Source organism: Aquisphaera insulae (genome assembly GCF_011064615.1).
GTDB lineage: Bacteria > Planctomycetota > Planctomycetia > Isosphaerales > Isosphaeraceae > Aquisphaera > Aquisphaera insulae.
Map to the genome: position 1 here is coordinate 230,687 of NZ_JAALJH010000003.1, position 18,698 is coordinate 249,384.

An 18,698-nucleotide genomic window follows, 5' to 3' on the forward strand; every position below is an offset into this window, starting at 1 on the left:
GCGAGTCGGCGACGGCGTTATAATCGCCGGGCACGGCGGCCTCGAAATCCGGGGCCTCGCTCGAGCGGGCAAGGGAGATCGGTTCGATGACGATTGGGGAACACGTCGAGACGTTCGAGGGCCTGCCCGTCCACGACTTCGATCCCGACGAGGGGATCAACGACCCGGAAGGGATGGCGTATCGGCTCTCCGTGGAATACGATGCCGCCGAGCAGGGCGCGACGATGACGGGGACGCTCGCGGCGTTCCTGGAGGATCCGGCCGCGGCCAGGGTGGAGGCGATGGTCATCGGGCCCTGGGAGGAGGTCTATGACTCCAGCAACAGCTCGGCGCCGATCGTGGAGGCCCTGGTGGCCTCTGCGGAGACGCTGGTGGCGTTGCGGGCGATCTTCCTCGGCGACATCACGTATGAGGAGTCGGAGATGTCCTGGATCGGGCAATCCGACGTGACGCCGCTCTTCGATGCCTATCCAAGGCTCGAGAGCTTTCGCGTCCGGGGAGGGACGGGGCTGGTCATCGGGTCGCTGAAGCACGTGAACCTGCGATCGCTCGCGGTCGAGACGGGAGGCCTTGATGCCTCGATCCTCCGCGGTATCCTCTCCTCGGACCTCCCACGGTTGGAGCACCTGGAGCTCTGGCTAGGCACCGAGGAATACGGCAGGACCGTCACGGTCGAGGACCTGGGACCGATCCTCCGCGGCGAGGTGTTCCCGGCGCTGCGATACCTCGGCCTGCGGAATTGCCAGAACGTGGACGAGATCGCGGTCTCCGTGGCGGAGGCGCCGATCCTGGATCGGATCAAGGTGCTCGACCTCTCGCTGGGCGACCTGACCGACGCGGGGGCGAAGGCGCTTATCGAGAGCTCGAAGGTAGCCCGCCTGGGGAAGCTGGACATCCACCACCATTTCGCATCGCCCGAGCTGACGCAGAAGCTCGAGGCCCTCGGCATCGCCGTGGACGCGAGCGAACGGCAAGAGCCGCATCGGTACAAGGATGAGGAATACCGCTTCATCTCCGTCTCCGAGTAAGGATGTGGGCGGCAATCCATCGTCGCCGCTCGACCTCGTCGTTCTGGCGAACCCGGGGAGCCGGCGGCTGGGATGGCTCGAGCCGGCGATGGCCCGTTGCGGTGGCCCCGCGCCCCGGGTCGTCGCGTATTCGACCTACCTCCGCGGCGAGGTCCGACTGGGCGAGGTCCTTCGCGAGGGGAGCGTGCTGCGGATCGAGTCCCCCGGGCAGGACTTCGAAGTGGAACGAGAAATCCTGGCGCTGGGGACCGACGCGGCGGGATCGAGGCTCAGCAGGGAAGACCTCGACCGGCTGGAGTTCGACCGCGGCCGGATCCTCGCCCCGACCCAGTGGTATCACGGATTCGCCCGGCTCCTCGGCCGGATCCGCGAGGATCGCGCCGAGGCCGCGCCCCATGTCGTGATGAACGACGAGGAGTCGATCGCCGTGCTCTACGACAAGCCGCGCTGCCGTGAGCATCTTGTCGCCCGGGGGATCGAGTGCCCCCGGGCGATCGGCCCCGTGGGGTCATACGACGAGCTCCGAGGCCGGATGCGCGAGTCCCGGATCGGCCGCGTCTTCGTCAAGCTGCGGTACGGATCCTCGGCCTCCGGAATCGTCGCGCTCGAGGCGATCGGGCCGAGGGCTCAGGCCTTCACGACGGTGGAGATGGTCGACTCCGAGTGCGGGCTCAGGCTCTATAATTCCAGGCGAATTCGCCGCCTCGACGCCGAACGGACGATCGCTCGGCTGATCGACGCGCTGGCCGCCGAGGCGGTCCACGTCGAGGCGTGGGTGCCCAAGGCCGGCCTGGAGGGACATGCCTTCGACCTCCGCGTCGTGGTAATCGGGGGCCGATGTGAGCACGCGGTCGTCCGGCTCAGCCGAAGCCCCATGACGAACCTCCACCTCAAGAACCGCCGGGGCGACCTCTCGAGGCTCCGCGACCGCATGGGAGGCCCGGCCTGGGAGGATCTCCTCGATACCTGTCGCCGCGTCGGCGAGGCCTTCCCCGGCTGTCGATATGTCGGCGTGGACGCCGCCGTGCTCCCCGGCTATCGCCGCCACGTCGTGTTCGAGGCGAACGCCTTCGGCGACCTGATCCCGGGCATCCTGGATCCCTCGGGGAGGGACACCTACACGGCCGAGATCGAATCCCTGGTCGCCGACCCGATCCGGAGGCGCCCATGATCCGGGCTATCCTGTTTGATCTGGACGGGACGCTCGTGGACCGCGACGGCGCCCTCCGCCGATACGCCCTGGACCTGTTCGACCGCCACCCGGAGACATTCCCGCCCGGGCGTCGCGACCGCGATCTCGCGTCTCTGATCGACGGCTCCGTTCGCGACCGCCGCCAGCTCGCCCGTCGGGTTGCCGCGGCCTATCCCGGGCTTGACACGGCACGGGACCTCGAGAGCGACATGGCGCGTCGACTACCCACCTTCATCGAACCCGACCCGGAACTCAACCGACTCCTCGACCGCCTGGCGACGCGGTACACGCTGGCCGTCGTCTCGAACGGCGCCGGTCCGCTCCAGTTCGCGAAACTCGCCGCCGCAGGACTCGCCGGGAGGATCGACGGGGTCTTCGTCTCCGGTATGGTCGGTGTCGGCAAGCCCGATCCTCGCTCCTTCCTCAGGGCGCTCGACTGGGCGAGAGTGACACCGAAAGCGGCCCTCTTCGTCGGCGACGACCCCGTGGCCGACATCGCCGGCGCGGCCCGCGTCGGCATGAAGACCTGCTGGGTCAGTCGAGGACGCGTCTATCCGGAGGGCCCGCCGCGGCCCGACATGACGATCGACAACGTCCGCGCACTTCCGGAGGCCCTGACGTGATCGACGCGGTGTCGCTCGTGCGGACCCATGATATCCTCCTGGTGACGATGGACACCTTGCGCTACGATGTCGCCCGCGATGCCCTCGCGGCGGGAAGGACGCCAAACCTCGCGGCGGTCCTGCCCGGTGGGATCTGGGAGGAGCGTCATTCGCCGGGGAGCTTCACGTTTTCCGCCCACCAGGCCTTCTTCGCCGGCTTCCTGCCAACCCCGGCTCGCCCGGGAAAGCACGCCCGGCCCTTCGCCCTCGCCTTCCCGGGGAGTGAGACCATCGGCCCGGGGACGTGCGTCCTCGATGCGCCCGACATCGTCGCCGGTCTCGCCGGGCTCGGCTACCACACGGTCTGCATCGGCGGCGTCGGCTTCTTCAACAAGCAGAGCCCGCTCGGCCGCGTCCTGCCGGGCCTCTTCGCCGAGAGCCACTGGAGCCCCGCCTTGGGCGTGACCGATCCCAGGTCGACCGAGAACCAGGTCTCGCTCGCGATCGAGGTCCTCTCGCGGCGGCCGAGAGATCGCCGCGTCTTCCTCTTCCTGAACGTCTCCGCAATCCATCAGCCGAACCGCTTCTACCTGCCCGGCGCCACCGCGGATACGATCGAGTCCCACGCCGCCGCGCTCGCCTATGTGGACGCGGCACTCGGCAAACTCTTCGAGGCCCTCCGCCGCCGGGGGCCGTGGCTGGTCGTCGCCTGCTCGGACCACGGCACGGCCTATGGCGAGGACGGCTACGAAGGCCACCGCCTGGCGCATCCCGTGGTCTGGACCGTGCCGTACGCCGAGTTCCTCCTGGAAGGGACCACGCCGTGAGCGACCTGCGAAGCCGCCTCGAAGGATCGCCCTACCAGGGATACTCCTATAGCTACCCGCACAAGACGGCCTACCGACCGCTCCCGAGGCCGGTGCCGCTCGCGAAACTCTGGGCGGGAGAACGTACGGACTCGCTCTTCCTCTATCTGCACATCCCCTTCTGCGACATGCGCTGCGGCTTCTGCAACCTCTTCACCCGCGCGAGGCCGGAGGGATCGCTCGTCGAGCGTTACCTCGCCGCGATCGAGCGCCAGGCCCGGGTCGTCCGCGAGGCCGTCGGCGATCCCTCATTCGCGAGGATGGCGGTGGGGGGAGGCACGCCCACGTTCCTGGACCCCCCGGCGCTCGAATCCGTGCTCGGGCTGGCGGATCGCGTGATGGGCGTCGTGCCGGGCGGTATCCCGCTTTCGGTGGAGGCCTCGCCGGGAACCGTCACGGCGGAGAAGCTTCGTGTCCTGGTCGAACGCGGCACCACGCGGCTGAGCCTCGGGATCGAGAGCTTCGACGAGGCGGAGACCCGGGCCGTGAATCGGCCGCAACGGACGGCGACGGTCGATCGGGCGCTCGGCCTGATTCGCGACAGCCGCATCCCGACCCTGAACATCGACCTGATCTACGGGCTGCCCGGCCAGAGCGTGGCGTCCTGGCTGGCCTCGCTCCGAACGGCCCTTCGTTTCGGCCCGGAGGAGCTCTATCTGTATCCACTCTACGTCCGGCCCCAGACCATCCTCGGCCGTGGCGGGCGGGAATGGGACGACCTGCGGCTGGCCTGTTACCGCGAGGCCCGGTCGCTCCTCCTCGGCGAGGGCTACGAACAGGTCTCGATGCGAATGTTCCGCTCCGCCGGGGGACTGCCCGAAGCCGGTCCGGCCTATCGATGTCAGGAGGACGGCATGATCGGGCTCGGCTGCGGGGCGAGGTCCTATGCGACCGACCTGCACTACTCGGACGCCTACGCGGTGGGGCAGCGGGGCGTGGGCGAGATCGTCGAGGCCTATGCCTCCCGGTCCGACGAGGCATTCGGGATGGCAACACACGGACATCACCTCTCCGACGAGGACATCCGCCGGCGATTCGTCATCCAGTCGCTGCTGAGCGGCGAAGGGCTCTCGGTCTCGGCCTACGCGCGCCGATTCCGGTCGGATCTCCGGGCCGACCTGCCGGAGATCGACGAGCTTGAAGAGGCCGGACTGGCGGTGGTGACCGCGGAGGGTCTCGCGCTCAACGACCGCGGCGTCGAGCGGTCGGACGTCGTCGGTCCCTGGCTCTACTCGAGGAAGGTCGGCACGCTGATGGAGGGTTACGAATGGCTCTGAGCCTCTCAATTCTCTATCGCGGCCCGCTCTCGAGCTGCAATTACGCTTGCGGCTACTGCCCCTTCGCCAAGCGGCGCGAAAGCCACGCGGGCCTCGCGGCCGACCGCGAGGCCCTGGCGCGATTCGTCGGCTGGGTGGAGTCGCGTGCGGGTGATCACTTCTCGGTCCTCTTCACGCCCTGGGGCGAGGCTCTCACCCGACGCTGGTATCGCGATGCCATCGTCCGCCTGACGAATCTCGCCCACATCGAGCGGGCGGCCATCCAGACCAATCTCTCGGGCCGACTCGACTGGGTCGCCCGTTGCGACGCCTCGAAGGTCGCGATCTGGGCGACGTACCACCCCGGTGAAGTCACCCGGTCGGCATTCCTGGATCGCTGCAGGCAGCTCACTCGGCTCGGAATCCGACACAGTGTGGGCGTCGTCGGCCTGAAGGAGCACCTCGGCGAGATCGAGGCCCTCCGCCGCGAGCTGCCGGCGGATGTGTACCTCTGGGTGAACGCCTACAAGCGGGAGCCGGACTACTATCCTGAAGACGCGATCCGCTTCCTGGAGGCGATCGACCCCCTCTTCCCCGTGAACAACCGGCGGCATCCGAGCCTCGGCCGATCGTGTCGGACCGGCCATTCGGTCATCGCCGTGGACGGCGCGGGGACGATCCGCCGCTGCCATTTCGTCCCGGACGAGATCGGCAATATCTACGAGCCCGGCTTCGAGTCCGCCCTGCTCGAGCGACCATGCCCGGCCTCGACGTGCTCCTGCCACATCGGCTATGTCCACCTGGACCACCTGGGCCTGGCCGGGGTTTTTGGCCAGGGCATCCTGGAGCGAATCCCGGAGGAGCCGGTCTGGAGGTCGCCTGAACACCGATCGGAAGCGCCTGCCGTTCAGGCCTCGACGAGCGGACGATAGTCGTCCGGGTCGTCAAAGCCGGCGGTCCATGCGATCGCCTGGCGGCACGTCCGCATCGTCGGTGGGACGCGGAGCAGGTAGCGCCCGCCCGTCGATGGGCAGTGGACAAGCACAGCGACGAGATCCTCATCGTTCGTTATCGAGACGCGGAGCAGGCTCCTCCGGCCGCCGGCATCGGTGTCCTCGTCGAGGACTTCGGCCCCGGCCTCGGTCAGGAAGCGCTCGAGGCCCACTCGCTCCAGCAGGACGCGGCGACGTTCGGCATTCGGCTCATCCAGGACCTCGGAGACGGCGATCGACTCTGGTCGGAAGGCGATCCGCTCGTCGATCACCACGCCATGCCAGCGAAGGTTCACGCCCACCATCGACGCCGGTAGCGAAGCCAGGCCGCTGCCAGCCAACTCGAGCGTCGAGGCGATTTCGAGCCCCTCTGGCAGCGCGGTCAGGCTCGCACAGTCCGAGACGTCGAGCTGGGACAATCGCCCGATACCCCCGGGAAGCTCGGTGATCCTGCGGCAGCCGGCGATGCTCAACCGCCCGACGCGGATGTCCAGATCCGCGGGCCAACCGACCAGCGAAGTGCAGCCTCGAAGATCCAGGAAGTTCACCCGCAGCCCCTTCGGCAACGAAACCAACGCCGTGCAGTCTCGCAGGATGAGAGACCCAACGCGGAGATCGTCCGGCAGCTTCTCCAGCCACCGACAGCCTTCGAGATCCAGGCGGAACCTCACGCGCAGATCATCCGGAAGCCGCCGGATCGCCGTGCCCCGGAGGTCGAGCTCGTAGCAGGAGATTCCCGCAGGCAACTCCGTCATCCAGCCGCGGTCTCGCAGATCGATGCTTCGCTCGCGAAACTCATCCGTCAGAGGGATCGGCTTCCCGGAATTCGATCGCTCCACCGATGCGTCGATCCCTCCCGGCGCCTCAGCGACACTCTCCGTCAACCCGGCCATGCGCAGGTGCTCCGCGAGAGGAAGGGGAATCGATTCTCAGTCCATCACGGTACGAATGGCCTGCGGCGTGTACTCACGCTGCTGCCAGACGCGATACTCTCCCCGCGGCAGCTCGATGGCACGATGCTCCTGATGAATCAGCGTCGCCCGATCCGCAAGCACGCGGAGATAGAGCATCCCGTCCCGTTCCAGCAGCTCCGCCGCGCCCGCCTCGGCGATCCGATGGCTGTGGCCCGTCACTTCACCTTCCGCGAGGGTCAGGTGGTGCTTCCTGATCGCATCCACCGGGACTGACTCGACGCGTGCGATGAAAACGTCGCCGTGCCTCCACATCGTCATCCCTCCTCACCATCGAAGGACGAACAGGATTCACCCTGAGTTACTGGGTACAGTGTAATTTTGAATACTATTCCCGTCAAGGCGAATTGTGGGTGTTTTCATCGAGGACACAGGATCTGTCGGAGGGCTCGCATCGCCCTGCTCACGGCCTCCACGTTCGCCGGTTCGTTCAGCCATCGGCTGACGCCCGAAGGGTGGGGCAGGGGGATGAAGAGGATGCCGTCGCGCTCGACCGTGGTGCCGACGACCGCGGTCAGCGACTTCACCGGGCCGAGGAACGTGCGGATGGCCAGCAGGCCGACGAGGAGGATGACGCGGGGCTTGATGGTGACGAGGAGCTCGTCGAGCCAGGGGCGGCAGAGGCGCTGCTCGGCGGGCGAGGGGACGCGGTCGCCCCTGGCGCCGGGGAGCCGGCCGGGATAGCAGCGGGTGACGGCCCCACAGTGGACCCGGCGCCAGAAGTCGTCGCGAGGGATGCCGGCCAGCTCCAGCCAGTCGCGGAGCTTCTCGCCGGCGGCGCCGGCGAAGGGCTTGTCCTCGGTTGTCGCGCGGAGGCCCGGCGCCTGGCCGACCAGGAGGATCTCCGGGACCGGCGCATCGTCGTCTGGATCGCGGGCGAGGGGGATCGATTCACGCTCGTCCAGATAGCCCGCCTCGTGGCAGGCCCGACAGGTCCGCAGGCGGGCGTTGAGGTCGATCAGGGCCCGGCGGGAGCGATGGGGGCAAGGGCTCGATCCGGGCCTTGAAGTCATTGGGGCTCGCCGGTGGCATCGCCGCGAGCCTTCGCCGCTTCAAGGCGGGCGACGAACTCGGCGTGCTCGGGGGAGTTCAACCCCTCACGAACGACAGTCAGGACTCGATCCAGGTCGCCGCCCAGCAAGGCGACACGGTCTAGCCAGAGTCCGGGGAAGATCGCACTGCGATAGACCCCATCGGCAGGCGATAGCGACTCGAATCGTCCTTCTCGAAGGACGAACCAGTCGACCTGGCGGTCGAGCACGCGCCAGACCAGGTATTCCTTCACGCCGTTGCGACGATAGGCGTTGAGCTTCCCGCCGAGGTCGCCGCTGACGCTGCTCGACGCGACCTCGGCCACGAATTCCGGGGCGCCATCGACGTAATCATCCGGGGCGAGCCGGGCCTGCCCACCTCGATCGCGATCGATGAAGAGGTAGGCATCCGGCTGGGGCTCGTTGTCCAGGTCCAGCCTGACGCTGCCGTTGTCTCCGGCCTCGACGCCGGGGGTGCAGGACTCGTAGGTGGCCAACCATCCAGCCAACCAGATGTGAGGACGGCCATGTTTGCGGTGTCGGACGGGCGAGGCCATGTAAACGATCCCCTCGATGAGCTCCGCCTTCACGTGATCCGGCATCGCCTCGTATCGGCGTTCGAATTCCTCGCGCGTCAACCGATCCCCATTCTCGAGCGGCGGGATGGAATCCTGATCGACGGCTGGCGCGAATCCCGGGGGCGACGGCTCAGTGCGGGTCATCGAAGTCATCGCATGAAGTCTCCGCCTCGGATCCTGGAAGTCCCGACCGTGATTCTAACGAGAGCGACGCGGCGGCGTCATCCGGCCGGCGCAGGCGAAGGCCCGGCCGCTCGGGGTGAGCGGCCGGGCCTTCCGGGTTGATCGGGGGGCCGGGTAGCGGGCTGGTCGCGTCACTCCGCGGCGGCCGGGGCGGGGGCGTCGTCCCGGTAGCGAGCGTAGGCCGGGCCCTTCTCGGCGAGGGCCTCGAGGGCCTCGGGGTGGATGCGGACCTCGGCGTCCAGGTGGGCCTTGAAGCCGGTTCCCGCGGGGACGAGGTGGCCCAGGATGACGTTCTCCTTGAGGCCGACGAGCTTGTCCACCTTGCCGGCCAGGGCCGCCTCGGTGAGGACCTTGGTGGTCTCCTGGAAGCTCGCGGCGGAGATGAAGCTGTCGGACTGCACGGCCGCCTTGGTGATGCCCAGGAGCTGGGTGCTCGCCGCGGCGGGCTTGGTGCGGATCCACTCGGCCTTCTTGCCGCTGCTCGCCTCGACCCGGAGGTTCTCCTGCTCGAAGGTGTCGCGGGGGACGATGTCGCCGGGGCGGTACTCGGTGTCGCCGCCGTCCTTCACCTTGACGCAGCTCAGCAGCTCGGTGTTGACGCGGCGGAACTCGAACTTGTCGATGACCGAGCCGGGGAGGAGGCCGGTGTCGCCGACGCTCTCGACGCGGACCTTGCGGAGCATCTGGGCGATGATGATCTCCAGGTGCTTGTCGTCGATCTCGACGCGCTGGGAGCGATAGACGTTCTGGATCTCGCGGAGGAGATACCGCTGGACGGCCTCCTCGCCGGAGATCCGGAGGATGTCGTGGGGGACGAGCGGGCCTTCCACCAGGGCGTCGCCGGCGCGGACGCGGTCGGAGCCGTGGACGCGGAGATACTTGCCGTGGGGGACGAGGTGCTCGCGCTCGATGCCGCTCTCGTTGCGGACGATGATGGCCCGCTTGCCGCGGCGCTTCTCGTCGAGCAGCTCGACGCGGCCGTCGATCTCGGCGATGACCGCCGGCTCCTTGGGGCGACGGGCCTCGAAGAGCTCGGTGACCCGGGGCAGGCCGCCGGTGATGTCCTGGGTGCCGCCCACCTCGCGGGGGGTCTTGGCCAGCAGGGTGCCGGCGGAGATCATCTGGCCGGCGTCGACCTCGATGCTCGCCCGCTCGGGGATGTACTTGTAGTCGAGGGTCTTGCCGTCGGCGTCCTCGATGACGATCTGGGGGTGCAGGTCCCCCTTGTGCTCGATGATCGTCCGGCGGACGTGGCCCGACGGGTCGGCCTCCACCTTCATGGTCTCGCCCTCGACGATGTCGTCGAAGCGGATCCGGCCGCCGACCTCCGCGAGGATCGGGATGTTGTGCGGGTCCCACTCGCAGAGGACCTGGCCGCGGTTGATCTGCTGGCCGTCGGTCACCTTCATGGTGGCGCCGTCGGGGACGTCGTACTTCTCGAGCTCGCGCCCCTTGGCGTCGAGGACCTGGATCTCGCCGTTGCGGGACAGCGCGATCGCGTTCCCCTCGTCATTGGTGACGATGTTGATGCCGACGAACTTGACCTTGCCCTCGCGCTTGCTCTTGATGTCCTTCTCCTCGACGGCGCGGGTGGCCACGCCGCCGATGTGGAAGGTCCGCATCGTGAGCTGGGTGCCCGGCTCGCCGATCGACTGGGCGGCGATGATGCCGACGGCCATGCCCCCCTCGACGAGCTGGCCGGTGGCCAGGTCCATGCCGTAGCACCGGCGGCAGACGCCCAGCGACGCCTCGCAGGTCATCGGGCTGCGGACCTGGATCTTCTCGATCTGCATGTCCTCGAGCTTCCTGGCCGCGGCCAGGGTGATCATCTCGTTCTCCTTGACGATCACCTGGTCGGTGATCGGGTCGACGATGTTCACCCGGCTGACGCGGCCGCGGATCGACTGCGCCAGGCTGACCTCGACCTTCTCGCCCTTGTAGATGACCCCCTTGGTGGTCCCCTGCGAGGTGCCGCAGTCCTCCATGGTGATCACGACGTTCTGGGCGACGTCGGCGAGCTTCCGCGTCAGGTAGCCGGAGTCCGCCGTCTTCAGCGCCGTGTCCGCCAGGCCCTTGCGGGCGCCGTGGGTGGAGCTGAAGTACTCGAGCACCGAGAGCCCCTCGCGGAAGTTCGCCTTGATGGGCGTCTCGATGATCTTGCCGGACGGCTTGGCCATCAGGCCTCGCATGCCGGCGAGCTGGCGGATCTGCTCGACGCCGCCGCGGGCGCCGGACTCGGCCATCAGGAAGATCGGGTTCTGATAGATGTCGTTCTCGCGGACGTCGTTCCGGAGGGCCTCCATCATCTCCGACGTGATCCGCTCGCGGGCGTGGGTCCACGCGTCGAGGACCTTGTTGTACCGCTCCTGGTCGGTGATGATCCCGCGCTGGTACAGCTTGTTGTGCTTGGCGACTTCCTTCTCCGCCTCGGCGATGATCGTGTCCTTGCTGGCCGGCGTCTTCAGGTCGTCGGTCGCGAACGAGAGGCCCGACCGGGTGGACTCGCGGAAGCCCAGGTCCTTCATCCGGTCCAGCAGCGAGATCGTCTCGCGGCGGCCGAGGATCTGGTAGCAGTCGGCGATGATCCCCTGGAGCTGCTTCTGGCCCAGGGTCAGGTTGTAGAACGGCATCTTGGGGTGGAGGATGTCGTTGAACATCACCCGCCCCACGTTGGTCCGGACGACCATGCCGGGGGTGAACTCCTTCTCCCCCTCGCCCTTCAGCTTGCGGTGGGCCGGCAGGCGGAGCTTGATCTGGGCGTGCAGGGCCACCTTGCCCTGGCTGTAGGCCAGGAAGACCTCATTGGGCGTCGCGTAGACGCCGGACTCCACGCCCTTCTCCTTGTGATACTCCCCCTTGGCCCCGACCCGGCTCACGGTCAGGTAGTAGGAGCCCATGACGATGTCCTGGGTCGGGCTGATGATCGGGTTGCCGTTGGCCGGGCTGAAGATGTTGTTGGTCGCCATCATCAGCGTCATGGCCTCGACCTGGGCCTCGATGGAGAGGGGCAGGTGGACGGCCATCTGGTCGCCGTCGAAGTCGGCGTTGAAGCCCTTGCAGACCAGGGGGTGGATCCGGATCGCGTTGCCTTCCACGAGCACCGGCTCGAACGCCTGGATGCCCATCCGGTGCAGGGTCGGCGCCCGGTTCAGGAGGACCGGGTGGTTGCGGATGACCTCCTCGAGGATGTCCCAGACCTCCTCGCTGCGGCGCTCGAGCATCTTCTTGGCCGACTTGATCGTGTCGGCGTGGCCCAGGTCCTTGAGCCGGCGGATGATGAACGGCTGGAAGAGCTCCAGCGCGATCTTCTTGGGGAGGCCGCACTGGTGGAGCTTCAGGTCCGGCCCGACGACGATCACCGAGCGGGCCGAGTAGTCGACGCGCTTGCCCAGCAGGTTCTCGCGGAAGCGGCCCTGCTTGCCCTTGATCATGTCGGTCAGCGACTTGAGCGGGCGGTTGGACGAGCCGAGGACCGGCCGCTTGCACCGGTTGTTGTCGAAGAGGGCGTCGACGGCCTGCTGGAGCATCCGCTTCTCGTTGCGGATGATGACCTCAGGCGCGTTCAGGTCGACGAGCTTCTTGAGCCGGTTGTTCCGGTTGATGATCCGGCGATAGAGGTCGTTCAGGTCGCTGGTGGCGAAGTTGCCCGAGTCCAGCAGGACCAGCGGCCGGAGGTCCGGCGGGATGACCGGGATGCACTCCAGGACCATCCACTCCGGCCGGTTGTCGCTGTCGCGGAGCGCCTCGACGACCTTGAGCCGCTTGGTGAGGTCCTTGATCTTCTGCCGGCTGGTCGTCTCCACCAACTCCTGGCGGAGCTTCTTGGAGAGGCTGACGAGGTCCAGCCGCATGAGCATCTTGCGGACGGCCTCGGCCCCCATGTCGGCCTGGAAGGTGTCGCCGTAGGCCTCGCGGGCCTTGCGGAACTCATCCTCGGTCAGGAGCTGCCGTTCCTTCAGGGGCGTGTCGCCGGCGTCGACGACGACGTAGTCCTGGAAGTAGATGATCCGCTCCATGTTCGTGGTCCGCATGTCCAGCAAGGTGCCCAGGCGGCTGGGCATGGCCTTGAAGAACCAGATGTGGACCACCGGGGCGGCCAGCTCGATGTGGCCCATCCGCTTGCGGCGGACCCGGGAGTGGGTCACCTTGACGCCGCAGCGGTCGCAGATCATCCCCTTGTACTTCATCCCCCGGTACTTGGAGCAGGCACACTCCCAGTCCTTCTCGGGGCCGAAGATCCGCTCGCAGAAGAGGCCGTCTTTCTCCGGGCGGTAGGTCCGGTAGTTGATGGTCTCCGGCTTCTTCACCTCGCCGAACGACCAGCTCCGGATGTCGTACGGGCTGGCGAGCCCGATCTTGACCGCCCCATAGTCGTTGATACGATCGTAGGCACTTTCGCCCATGCTCACGAGACACTCTCCTCCGCGCGGATCCGGCCGGGCCGGCTGCGGGATGGTTGGTGGGTGAAAGCGACGGCCACCCCGGCCCCGGCCGCGGCCCCGCATGACGGCGCCGCACCGCGACCCAAACGGCCGCCCGAACCAATTCTCTGCTCGTCACGACGTCGCGTTTCGCAGCGTAATTTCGACCGACTCCTGGCGTCGCCCACATCGCGGCACCGGGCCGGGGCCGCTCGCGTCCCTACCCGCCCTCGGTGCACGCCCATCACAGGACTCAAGGCTACAAACAAAAAAAGTCCGCGTGCCGTCCTATCCTGATTCCAGGATGGCGGCCGCGGTTCGGCGGGTCGCTCTCAGCCCCGGGGGGTCAATCCGGATTCCTCCTTGACCGGTATCACGGCCAGCCCCCATCGCCCGACCGCGCACCTTCGACCCTGACGGCAAACGCTAGGCCGTAGAAACGAGGGGACGATCACTCGATGGAGTCGCATCGTCCTATCGTACGCAATCCGAGGACCAACGCCAAGGATTTCTTCCGCGGGACTTCGATTTTCCCTCAAGCCTCGCCGCAGTGCTCGATCACCTCATGGGTTACGCCGGTTCCCTGGTTCCCACGTCCGGCATCGTCCCCAATACAGAATGCCTCAGCTTCACAGTCTTGCGCGAGCTTTTCGGACGGGTGACCGCCCGCGTGAGCGCGTGGTCAGGACGGGGCACAGCCCTCCAGCCTCCGGCGTAAGCCCGACCGCCTTCGGACGAACGACGGCCTGCCCCGCAGGTCGCACTCACGAGCGAGGCTGGAGGCCTCGGTGGTCCGAATCACGATCCGACGATCGCGGTCACCCATGCTTGCAAGGCCATGTCGACGGTCAACCTTCGGGAGCCGAATTCTCCCCATCTCGGGACGACGCCCCACGTCCCCTTGCCGGCGAGCCGCCGCCTCGGGGCGTCGTCGTGTTCTAGGGTGGATTATCGCCGCCCGGGGGAGGGGGCCACGGAGCCGCGATAAGAGTTGCCGTTGCCGATCGTCCGAGAAAGCCAGCAAGTGCGGGCAAGCGACCACGAACCCGCCGGGGTAAAATCAAGGAGCCAGAACTTGTTGTTACATCGAATCCCACGTTGCCCCGCCCGATCCGGCCATTCGCGTCGTTCGAGGCTCCGTCACCGGCCGACACTCGCCCTCCTGGAAGAGAGGAGCCTGCTCGCGGCCACGACGATCTCGGCGCTGAGTCAATACCATTCCTTCGCCACGGGCGTGGACAGCGGTCCGGTGCTCGTAGCCAGCTTCACCGACTCGGCCCTGGCGCCTGGCGGGTACACCGCCTCGATCAACTGGGGGGACGGCTCGACATCGGCGGGGATCGTCTCCGCCGATCCCAATGTCGCCGGCCGCTTCAACGTGACCGGCTCGCACACGTTCGCCGACCAGGGCGTGAGCCTCGTGTCGGTGGCCGTCACCAACGTGACGACCTCGGCCAGCCGGACGGTCTCGTCGGTGGATTCGATCCTCATCCCGCCGCCGGTCGTCACGACGGTCGCCCCTCCCGGCCTGACTGTCGGGGGCACGGTCTCGGGCGTCACGGTCGCGACCTTCACCGATCTCGATCCGACCGTCACGGCGGGTGATTTCACCGCCACCATCACCTGGGGAGACGGCGACACGACCGGCGCCACGATCACCGCCGATCCCAACGTGCCCGGCCAGTTCGACGTCGTCGCCAGCAAGTCCTCGCCGTACGCGACGGCGGGGGCCCAGACGCTGGGCGTGACCGTGAACGTCCTGCAATTCTCCTCCCCTTACGGCTGGAAGCAGCTCGCCGGCATGCCGGAGGCCCGCGGCTTCGTCACTCCCGTCTCGGTCGGTGGCCTCATCTACGAGATCGGCGGCGTCAACGGGCTCGGCCAGTCGCCGCAGACCGTCTTCGCCTACAACCCGGCCACGAACTCGTGGGCGGCCAAGGCGAGCCTCCCCGGCTCCGACCAGGCGATGTTCGAGGTGGCGGGGCCGGACGGGAAGATTTACGCCCTGGCCTGGGATCCGATCGATGCCTACAAGCGGATGGACATCTACGACCCGGCCACGGACACCTGGACGTCGACCGGCTCCCTCGCGCTCACGCCCGATCGGTTCTCGATGACGACCGGACCCGACGGCCTGATCTATATCGTCGGCGGCAGCGTCTCGGGGGTCGCGACGACCGCGGTCTACACCTTCGACCCGGACTCGGGCTCCCTGGCGACCGCCCCGAGCCTCCCCTCGCCGCGGCTGGTCGTGGGCGTGGTGACCGGGCCCGACGGCCGGATCTACGCCATCGGCGGCGAGACGGGCAGCGGGCCGACCGCGGAGGTGGACGCCTACGACCCGGTCCTGGCCACCTGGACGCAGGTCGCCTCCCTGCCCATGTCCCTGGCGCAGATGGCGGTGGGGGTCGGCCCGACCGGCCTGATCTACGCGATCGGCGGGTACGGCCAGAGCGGCTGGGTGCAGAATGCGTACGCGTACGACACCACCACGGACACCTGGGCGGCCTCGCCGTCCCTGCCCACCTGGCGCCTCTACGAGGGCGGAACGGCCGGCATGGACGGCCGGATCTACATCATGGGCAACGCCGGCCCGAGTGCCGAGGTCTTCGCCTTCAACCCCTTCAACACGTTCGACTCCGACTCGACGACGGTCAACGTGGCCAAGGGGACGCCGACGATCGACTGGGCCAATCCCGGCCCCATCCTCGCCGGCACGGCGCTCGGGGCATCCCAGCTCAACGCCTCGGCGTCGGTGTCGGGCACGTTCGCCTACGCACTCCCCTCCGGCACGGTGCTCCCGGCCGGCCTGGGCCAGGCGCTCACGGTCACCTTCACCCCGGACGACGCCACCAACTACGACCCGGCGACGGCGACGGTCCACATCGACGTCTTCGCCCCGCCGACGGTCACGGTCGCGTCCCCCATCCTGGTCGTCGGCCAGGCGATGACCGACGTCGAGGTGGCGACGTTCACCGACACCACCTTCCCAGGCGCGACCGCCTCGGACTTCGCCGCCACGATCACCTGGGCCGACGACTCCACGACGGCCGGCGTCATCACGGCCGACCCGACCGTCGCGGGCCTCTTCCACGTCACGGTGAGCGGGCCGAGCCTGTTCACCCTGGCGGGCCCGGCGCCCTTCCGAGTGTCGGTGAAGGCCGTCGGCCAGGCGATCCCCGGGGTCTGGTCCAGCCTCTCCACCTTCGACAACTATCTCTACTACCTGGCGGCGGCCCAGTCCGGCGGCAAGATCTATATCATCGGGGGCTACTCGGGCGGGATCCTCTCGACGGTGCAGTCATACGACCCGGCCACGCAGACGCTCTCGACGGTCGCCCCGCTGCCGATCGCGATCTACGATCACGCGGCCACGACCGGGCCCGACGGGACCGTCTATGTCCTCGGCGGCGACAGCGACTCCGGCAGCTACCTGGACACGGCCTACACGTACAACCCGGCCACGGACACCTGGACCCAGGTCGCCAGCCTCCCCACAGGCCGCGACTACCTCTCGGCGGCGACCGGCCCGGACGGCAAGATCTACGCCATCGGCGGCCACACCTCCTTGGGTTACACCACCGAGGTGGACGCCTACGACCCGGGCACCGGCACCTGGACCCAGGTCGCCCCGCTCCCGGTCGCCACCGCCTACGCCGCGGCGACGACCGGCCCCGACGGCCGGATCTACCTGATCGCCGGCTACACATCGAGCGGCAACACCAGTTCGGTCTACGCCTACGACACCGCGACCGACACCTGGACCCAGGTCGCCGACCTGCCCCTCGCGAACGCCTACCTCTCGGCGGCGACCGCGTCGGACGGCACGATCTACGCCATCGGCGGCTACGACGACGAAGGGTACGTCTCCGCGGTCTACTCCTACGACGTCGCGACGGACACCTGGAGCCAGGCCGCCAGCCTGGCGGACGGCAACTACAGCTCCGGCGCGGCCACCGGGCCCGACGGCCAGGTCTACCTCATCGGCGGGAATCTCCACAGCGACGACTACCCCGGCATCAGCGTGCTCAGCAACCCGAGCATGCCATCCGCCTCCTCCGTCGGCAGCCTTTCCCTCATCGCCGGCCCGGTGTCCTCGTTCGTCGTCACCGCCGAGCCGACCGGGACCGCGGGCGACACCCTGGTGATCCTGGTCACCGCCCACGACGCCTACGGCAACGTCGCGACCGGCTACACGGGCCCGGTCCAGCTCAGCAGCAGCGACCCGAACGCCGTGCTGCCGTCGAATCCGACCCTCACGAACGGCGTGGGAACGTTCGCCATCGCCTTCCGGACCGCCGGGAACCAGTCGCTCACCGTGACCGACCCGAGCTCGCCGGACGTCTCGGGCACCGGGTCCGTCTCGGTCGCGAAGGCCCAGACCCTGGGCGGCGATCTAACCACCTCGCCGTCGACATCCTCCTACGGCCAGCCGCTGACCCTGACGGCCACCTACACGTCGCCGGGGGCTGGCGCCGGGGCCCCGACCGGGATGGTGGACTTCTATGACGGCGACACCTACCTCGGCTCCGCGCCGCTGGTCGCCCCGGGGACGGGGAACTCGGCCACGGCCCGGTTCACGATCTCCACGCTCAGCCCGGGGAGCCACAACTTCCGGTCGGTCTACTCGGGCGATGCCAACAATGAGTCCGCCTCCTCCGAGAGGGGATCGACGGTGGTCGTGTCTCCGGCGACGACCGACACCACGCTCTCCGCGGCGAAGACGGGGCGGGGGGTGACGCTCCTCGCGACCGTGACCGCGACGTCGCCGGGCCGCCCGACGATTGGCGGCTCGGTCTCCTTCTACGACGGCGACACACTGCTCGCGACCGTGCCGGTCCTCAACGGCGTCGCGAGCTATGACATCGCTTCCATCTCCGCCGGGGCGCATGCCTTCCGGGCCGTCTATTCCGGCGACGGCTCGTCCTCGGCCAGCGTGACGTCGATTGCGTTCAACCCCGACGGCCCGAAGGTCATCGGCCTGAGCCGTTACGGGGTCGGCGCCCATCGGACGGTGCTGGCCCTGAAGTTCGACAGCCGGCTCGACGCGACCTCGGCGGCGAGCAAGTCCAATTACCAGATCCTCCGCAGGAACGGGCGGCGAATCGCCGTCCGGAGCGCCAGCTACGACCCGGACACCGCCACGGTGACCCTGGTGACGGCCCGACGCCTGCGGCTCTTCGGGCGCTACAGGCTCGTCGCCTCGGGCGCCCTCACGGATAGCTCGGGGACTCCGCTGGACGGCTCGGGGACCGGCCACCCGGGGACGGCGTTCGCCGCGAAGGTCCGATGGACGGCCCTGACGATGCCGGGCTCCGCCCCGGCCGTCACGTTCATCGACGGCCATGCCACCTCGTACCCAGGTCGGTTCCGGCAGTACGTGCGGAACGTGCTCCACACGACGGTCATCGCCTTGCGGGCCGCCTCGTTGCGGTGATCGCCGACGACCCCCGCGAGGCCTCCGAAAGCCGCCCCGGTCCTCCTCGACCGGGAGCGGCCTTCGCGTTTCTTGATCGACGGCGAGATGCAACCGCGAACCCGAGCCGCCCGCCAATGGGGTTGAGTTCCGCCCCGCCGC

General features: G+C 68.3%; 12 protein-coding genes. 7 read left to right on the forward strand and 5 right to left on the reverse strand.

Features of this window, described 5'->3' with window-relative positions:
* The first annotated feature begins 86 nt into the window (after positions 1–86).
* Genes G6O54_RS03275 through G6O54_RS03300 form a run of 6 tightly spaced genes read left to right on the forward strand, consistent with a single transcriptional unit; the run spans position 87 to position 5,876 of the window.
* Complete coding sequence (locus G6O54_RS03275; protein WP_165220088.1) at positions 87–1,028, forward strand: STM4015 family protein; 942 nt, start codon at positions 87–89, stop codon at positions 1,026–1,028.
* A gap of 4 nt (positions 1,029–1,032) precedes the next feature.
* Complete coding sequence (locus tag G6O54_RS03280) at positions 1,033–2,199, forward strand: STM4014 family protein (protein ID WP_165220090.1); 1,167 nt, start codon at positions 1,033–1,035, stop codon at positions 2,197–2,199.
* Entirely contained in the window at positions 2,196–2,843 is a 648-nt protein-coding gene (locus G6O54_RS03285; RefSeq protein WP_165220092.1) for an HAD family hydrolase, read from the forward strand. Before G6O54_RS03280 ends, G6O54_RS03285 begins: the two co-directional genes overlap by 4 nt.
* Positions 2,844–2,890: 47 nt before the next feature.
* Positions 2,891–3,649 (forward strand): STM4013/SEN3800 family hydrolase, encoded by a 759-nt coding sequence (locus tag G6O54_RS03290; protein ID WP_439650240.1) that lies wholly within the window; start codon positions 2,891–2,893, stop codon positions 3,647–3,649.
* A complete protein-coding gene (locus G6O54_RS03295) occupies positions 3,646–4,965 on the forward strand; it encodes an STM4012 family radical SAM protein (protein ID WP_165220094.1) in 1,320 nt (439 codons plus the stop codon). The genes G6O54_RS03290 and G6O54_RS03295 overlap by 4 nt, the downstream gene beginning before the upstream one ends.
* Positions 4,962–5,876, forward strand: a complete 915-nt coding sequence (locus G6O54_RS03300) for an STM4011 family radical SAM protein (RefSeq protein WP_165220156.1) — start codon at positions 4,962–4,964, stop codon at positions 5,874–5,876. The genes G6O54_RS03295 and G6O54_RS03300 overlap by 4 nt, the downstream gene beginning before the upstream one ends.
* Here G6O54_RS03300 and G6O54_RS03305 read toward each other — a convergent pair.
* The 5 genes from G6O54_RS03305 to rpoC form a co-directional block, all read right to left on the reverse strand.
* Complete coding sequence (locus G6O54_RS03305) at positions 5,852–6,691, reverse strand: DUF6745 domain-containing protein (protein WP_165220096.1); 840 nt, start codon at positions 6,689–6,691, stop codon at positions 5,852–5,854. The genes G6O54_RS03300 and G6O54_RS03305 overlap by 25 nt on opposite strands.
* Positions 6,692–6,865: 174 nt before the next feature.
* Positions 6,866–7,162 (reverse strand): DUF8820 family protein, encoded by a 297-nt coding sequence (locus G6O54_RS03310; protein WP_165220098.1) that lies wholly within the window; start codon positions 7,160–7,162, stop codon positions 6,866–6,868.
* A 104-nt stretch (positions 7,163–7,266) separates the two neighbouring features.
* Positions 7,267–7,920 carry a uracil-DNA glycosylase family protein gene (locus G6O54_RS03315; protein ID WP_250846694.1) on the reverse strand — a complete coding sequence of 218 codons (654 nt, stop codon included), beginning with the start codon at positions 7,918–7,920 and terminating at the stop codon, positions 7,267–7,269.
* Positions 7,917–8,660 carry a Uma2 family endonuclease gene (locus G6O54_RS03320; RefSeq protein ID WP_165220100.1) on the reverse strand — a complete coding sequence of 248 codons (744 nt, stop codon included), beginning with the start codon at positions 8,658–8,660 and terminating at the stop codon, positions 7,917–7,919. Before G6O54_RS03320 ends, G6O54_RS03315 begins: the two co-directional genes overlap by 4 nt.
* 170 nt (positions 8,661–8,830) lie before the next feature.
* On the reverse strand, positions 8,831–13,108 hold the full coding sequence (gene rpoC / locus G6O54_RS03325) for a DNA-directed RNA polymerase subunit beta' (RefSeq protein ID WP_165220102.1): 4,278 nt from the start codon (positions 13,106–13,108) through the stop codon (positions 8,831–8,833).
* A gap of 1,087 nt (positions 13,109–14,195) precedes the next feature.
* Between rpoC and G6O54_RS03330 the strand changes: the two genes are divergently transcribed.
* Entirely contained in the window at positions 14,196–18,557 is a 4,362-nt protein-coding gene (locus G6O54_RS03330; protein ID WP_165220104.1) for a Kelch repeat-containing protein, read from the forward strand.
* The last annotated feature ends 141 nt before the right edge of the window (positions 18,558–18,698 follow it).

Bases quoted from the DNA above. Each gene is read 5' to 3' on its own strand.
- G6O54_RS03285 (WP_165220092.1), top strand. From the start codon at position 2,196: ATGATCCGGGCTATCCTGTTTGATCTGGACGGGACGCTCGTGGACCGC.
- G6O54_RS03305 (WP_165220096.1), bottom strand. From the start codon at position 6,691: ATGACGGAGTTGCCTGCGGGAATCTCCTGCTACGAGCTCGACCTCCGG.
- G6O54_RS03290 (WP_439650240.1), top strand. From the start codon at position 2,891: ATGGACACCTTGCGCTACGATGTCGCCCGCGATGCCCTCGCGGCGGGA.
- G6O54_RS03275 (WP_165220088.1), top strand. From the start codon at position 87: ATGACGATTGGGGAACACGTCGAGACGTTCGAGGGCCTGCCCGTCCAC.
- G6O54_RS03310 (WP_165220098.1), bottom strand. From the start codon at position 7,162: ATGTGGAGGCACGGCGACGTTTTCATCGCACGCGTCGAGTCAGTCCCG.
- G6O54_RS03320 (WP_165220100.1), bottom strand. From the start codon at position 8,660: ATGACCCGCACTGAGCCGTCGCCCCCGGGATTCGCGCCAGCCGTCGAT.
- G6O54_RS03315 (WP_250846694.1), bottom strand. From the start codon at position 7,920: ATGACTTCAAGGCCCGGATCGAGCCCTTGCCCCCATCGCTCCCGCCGG.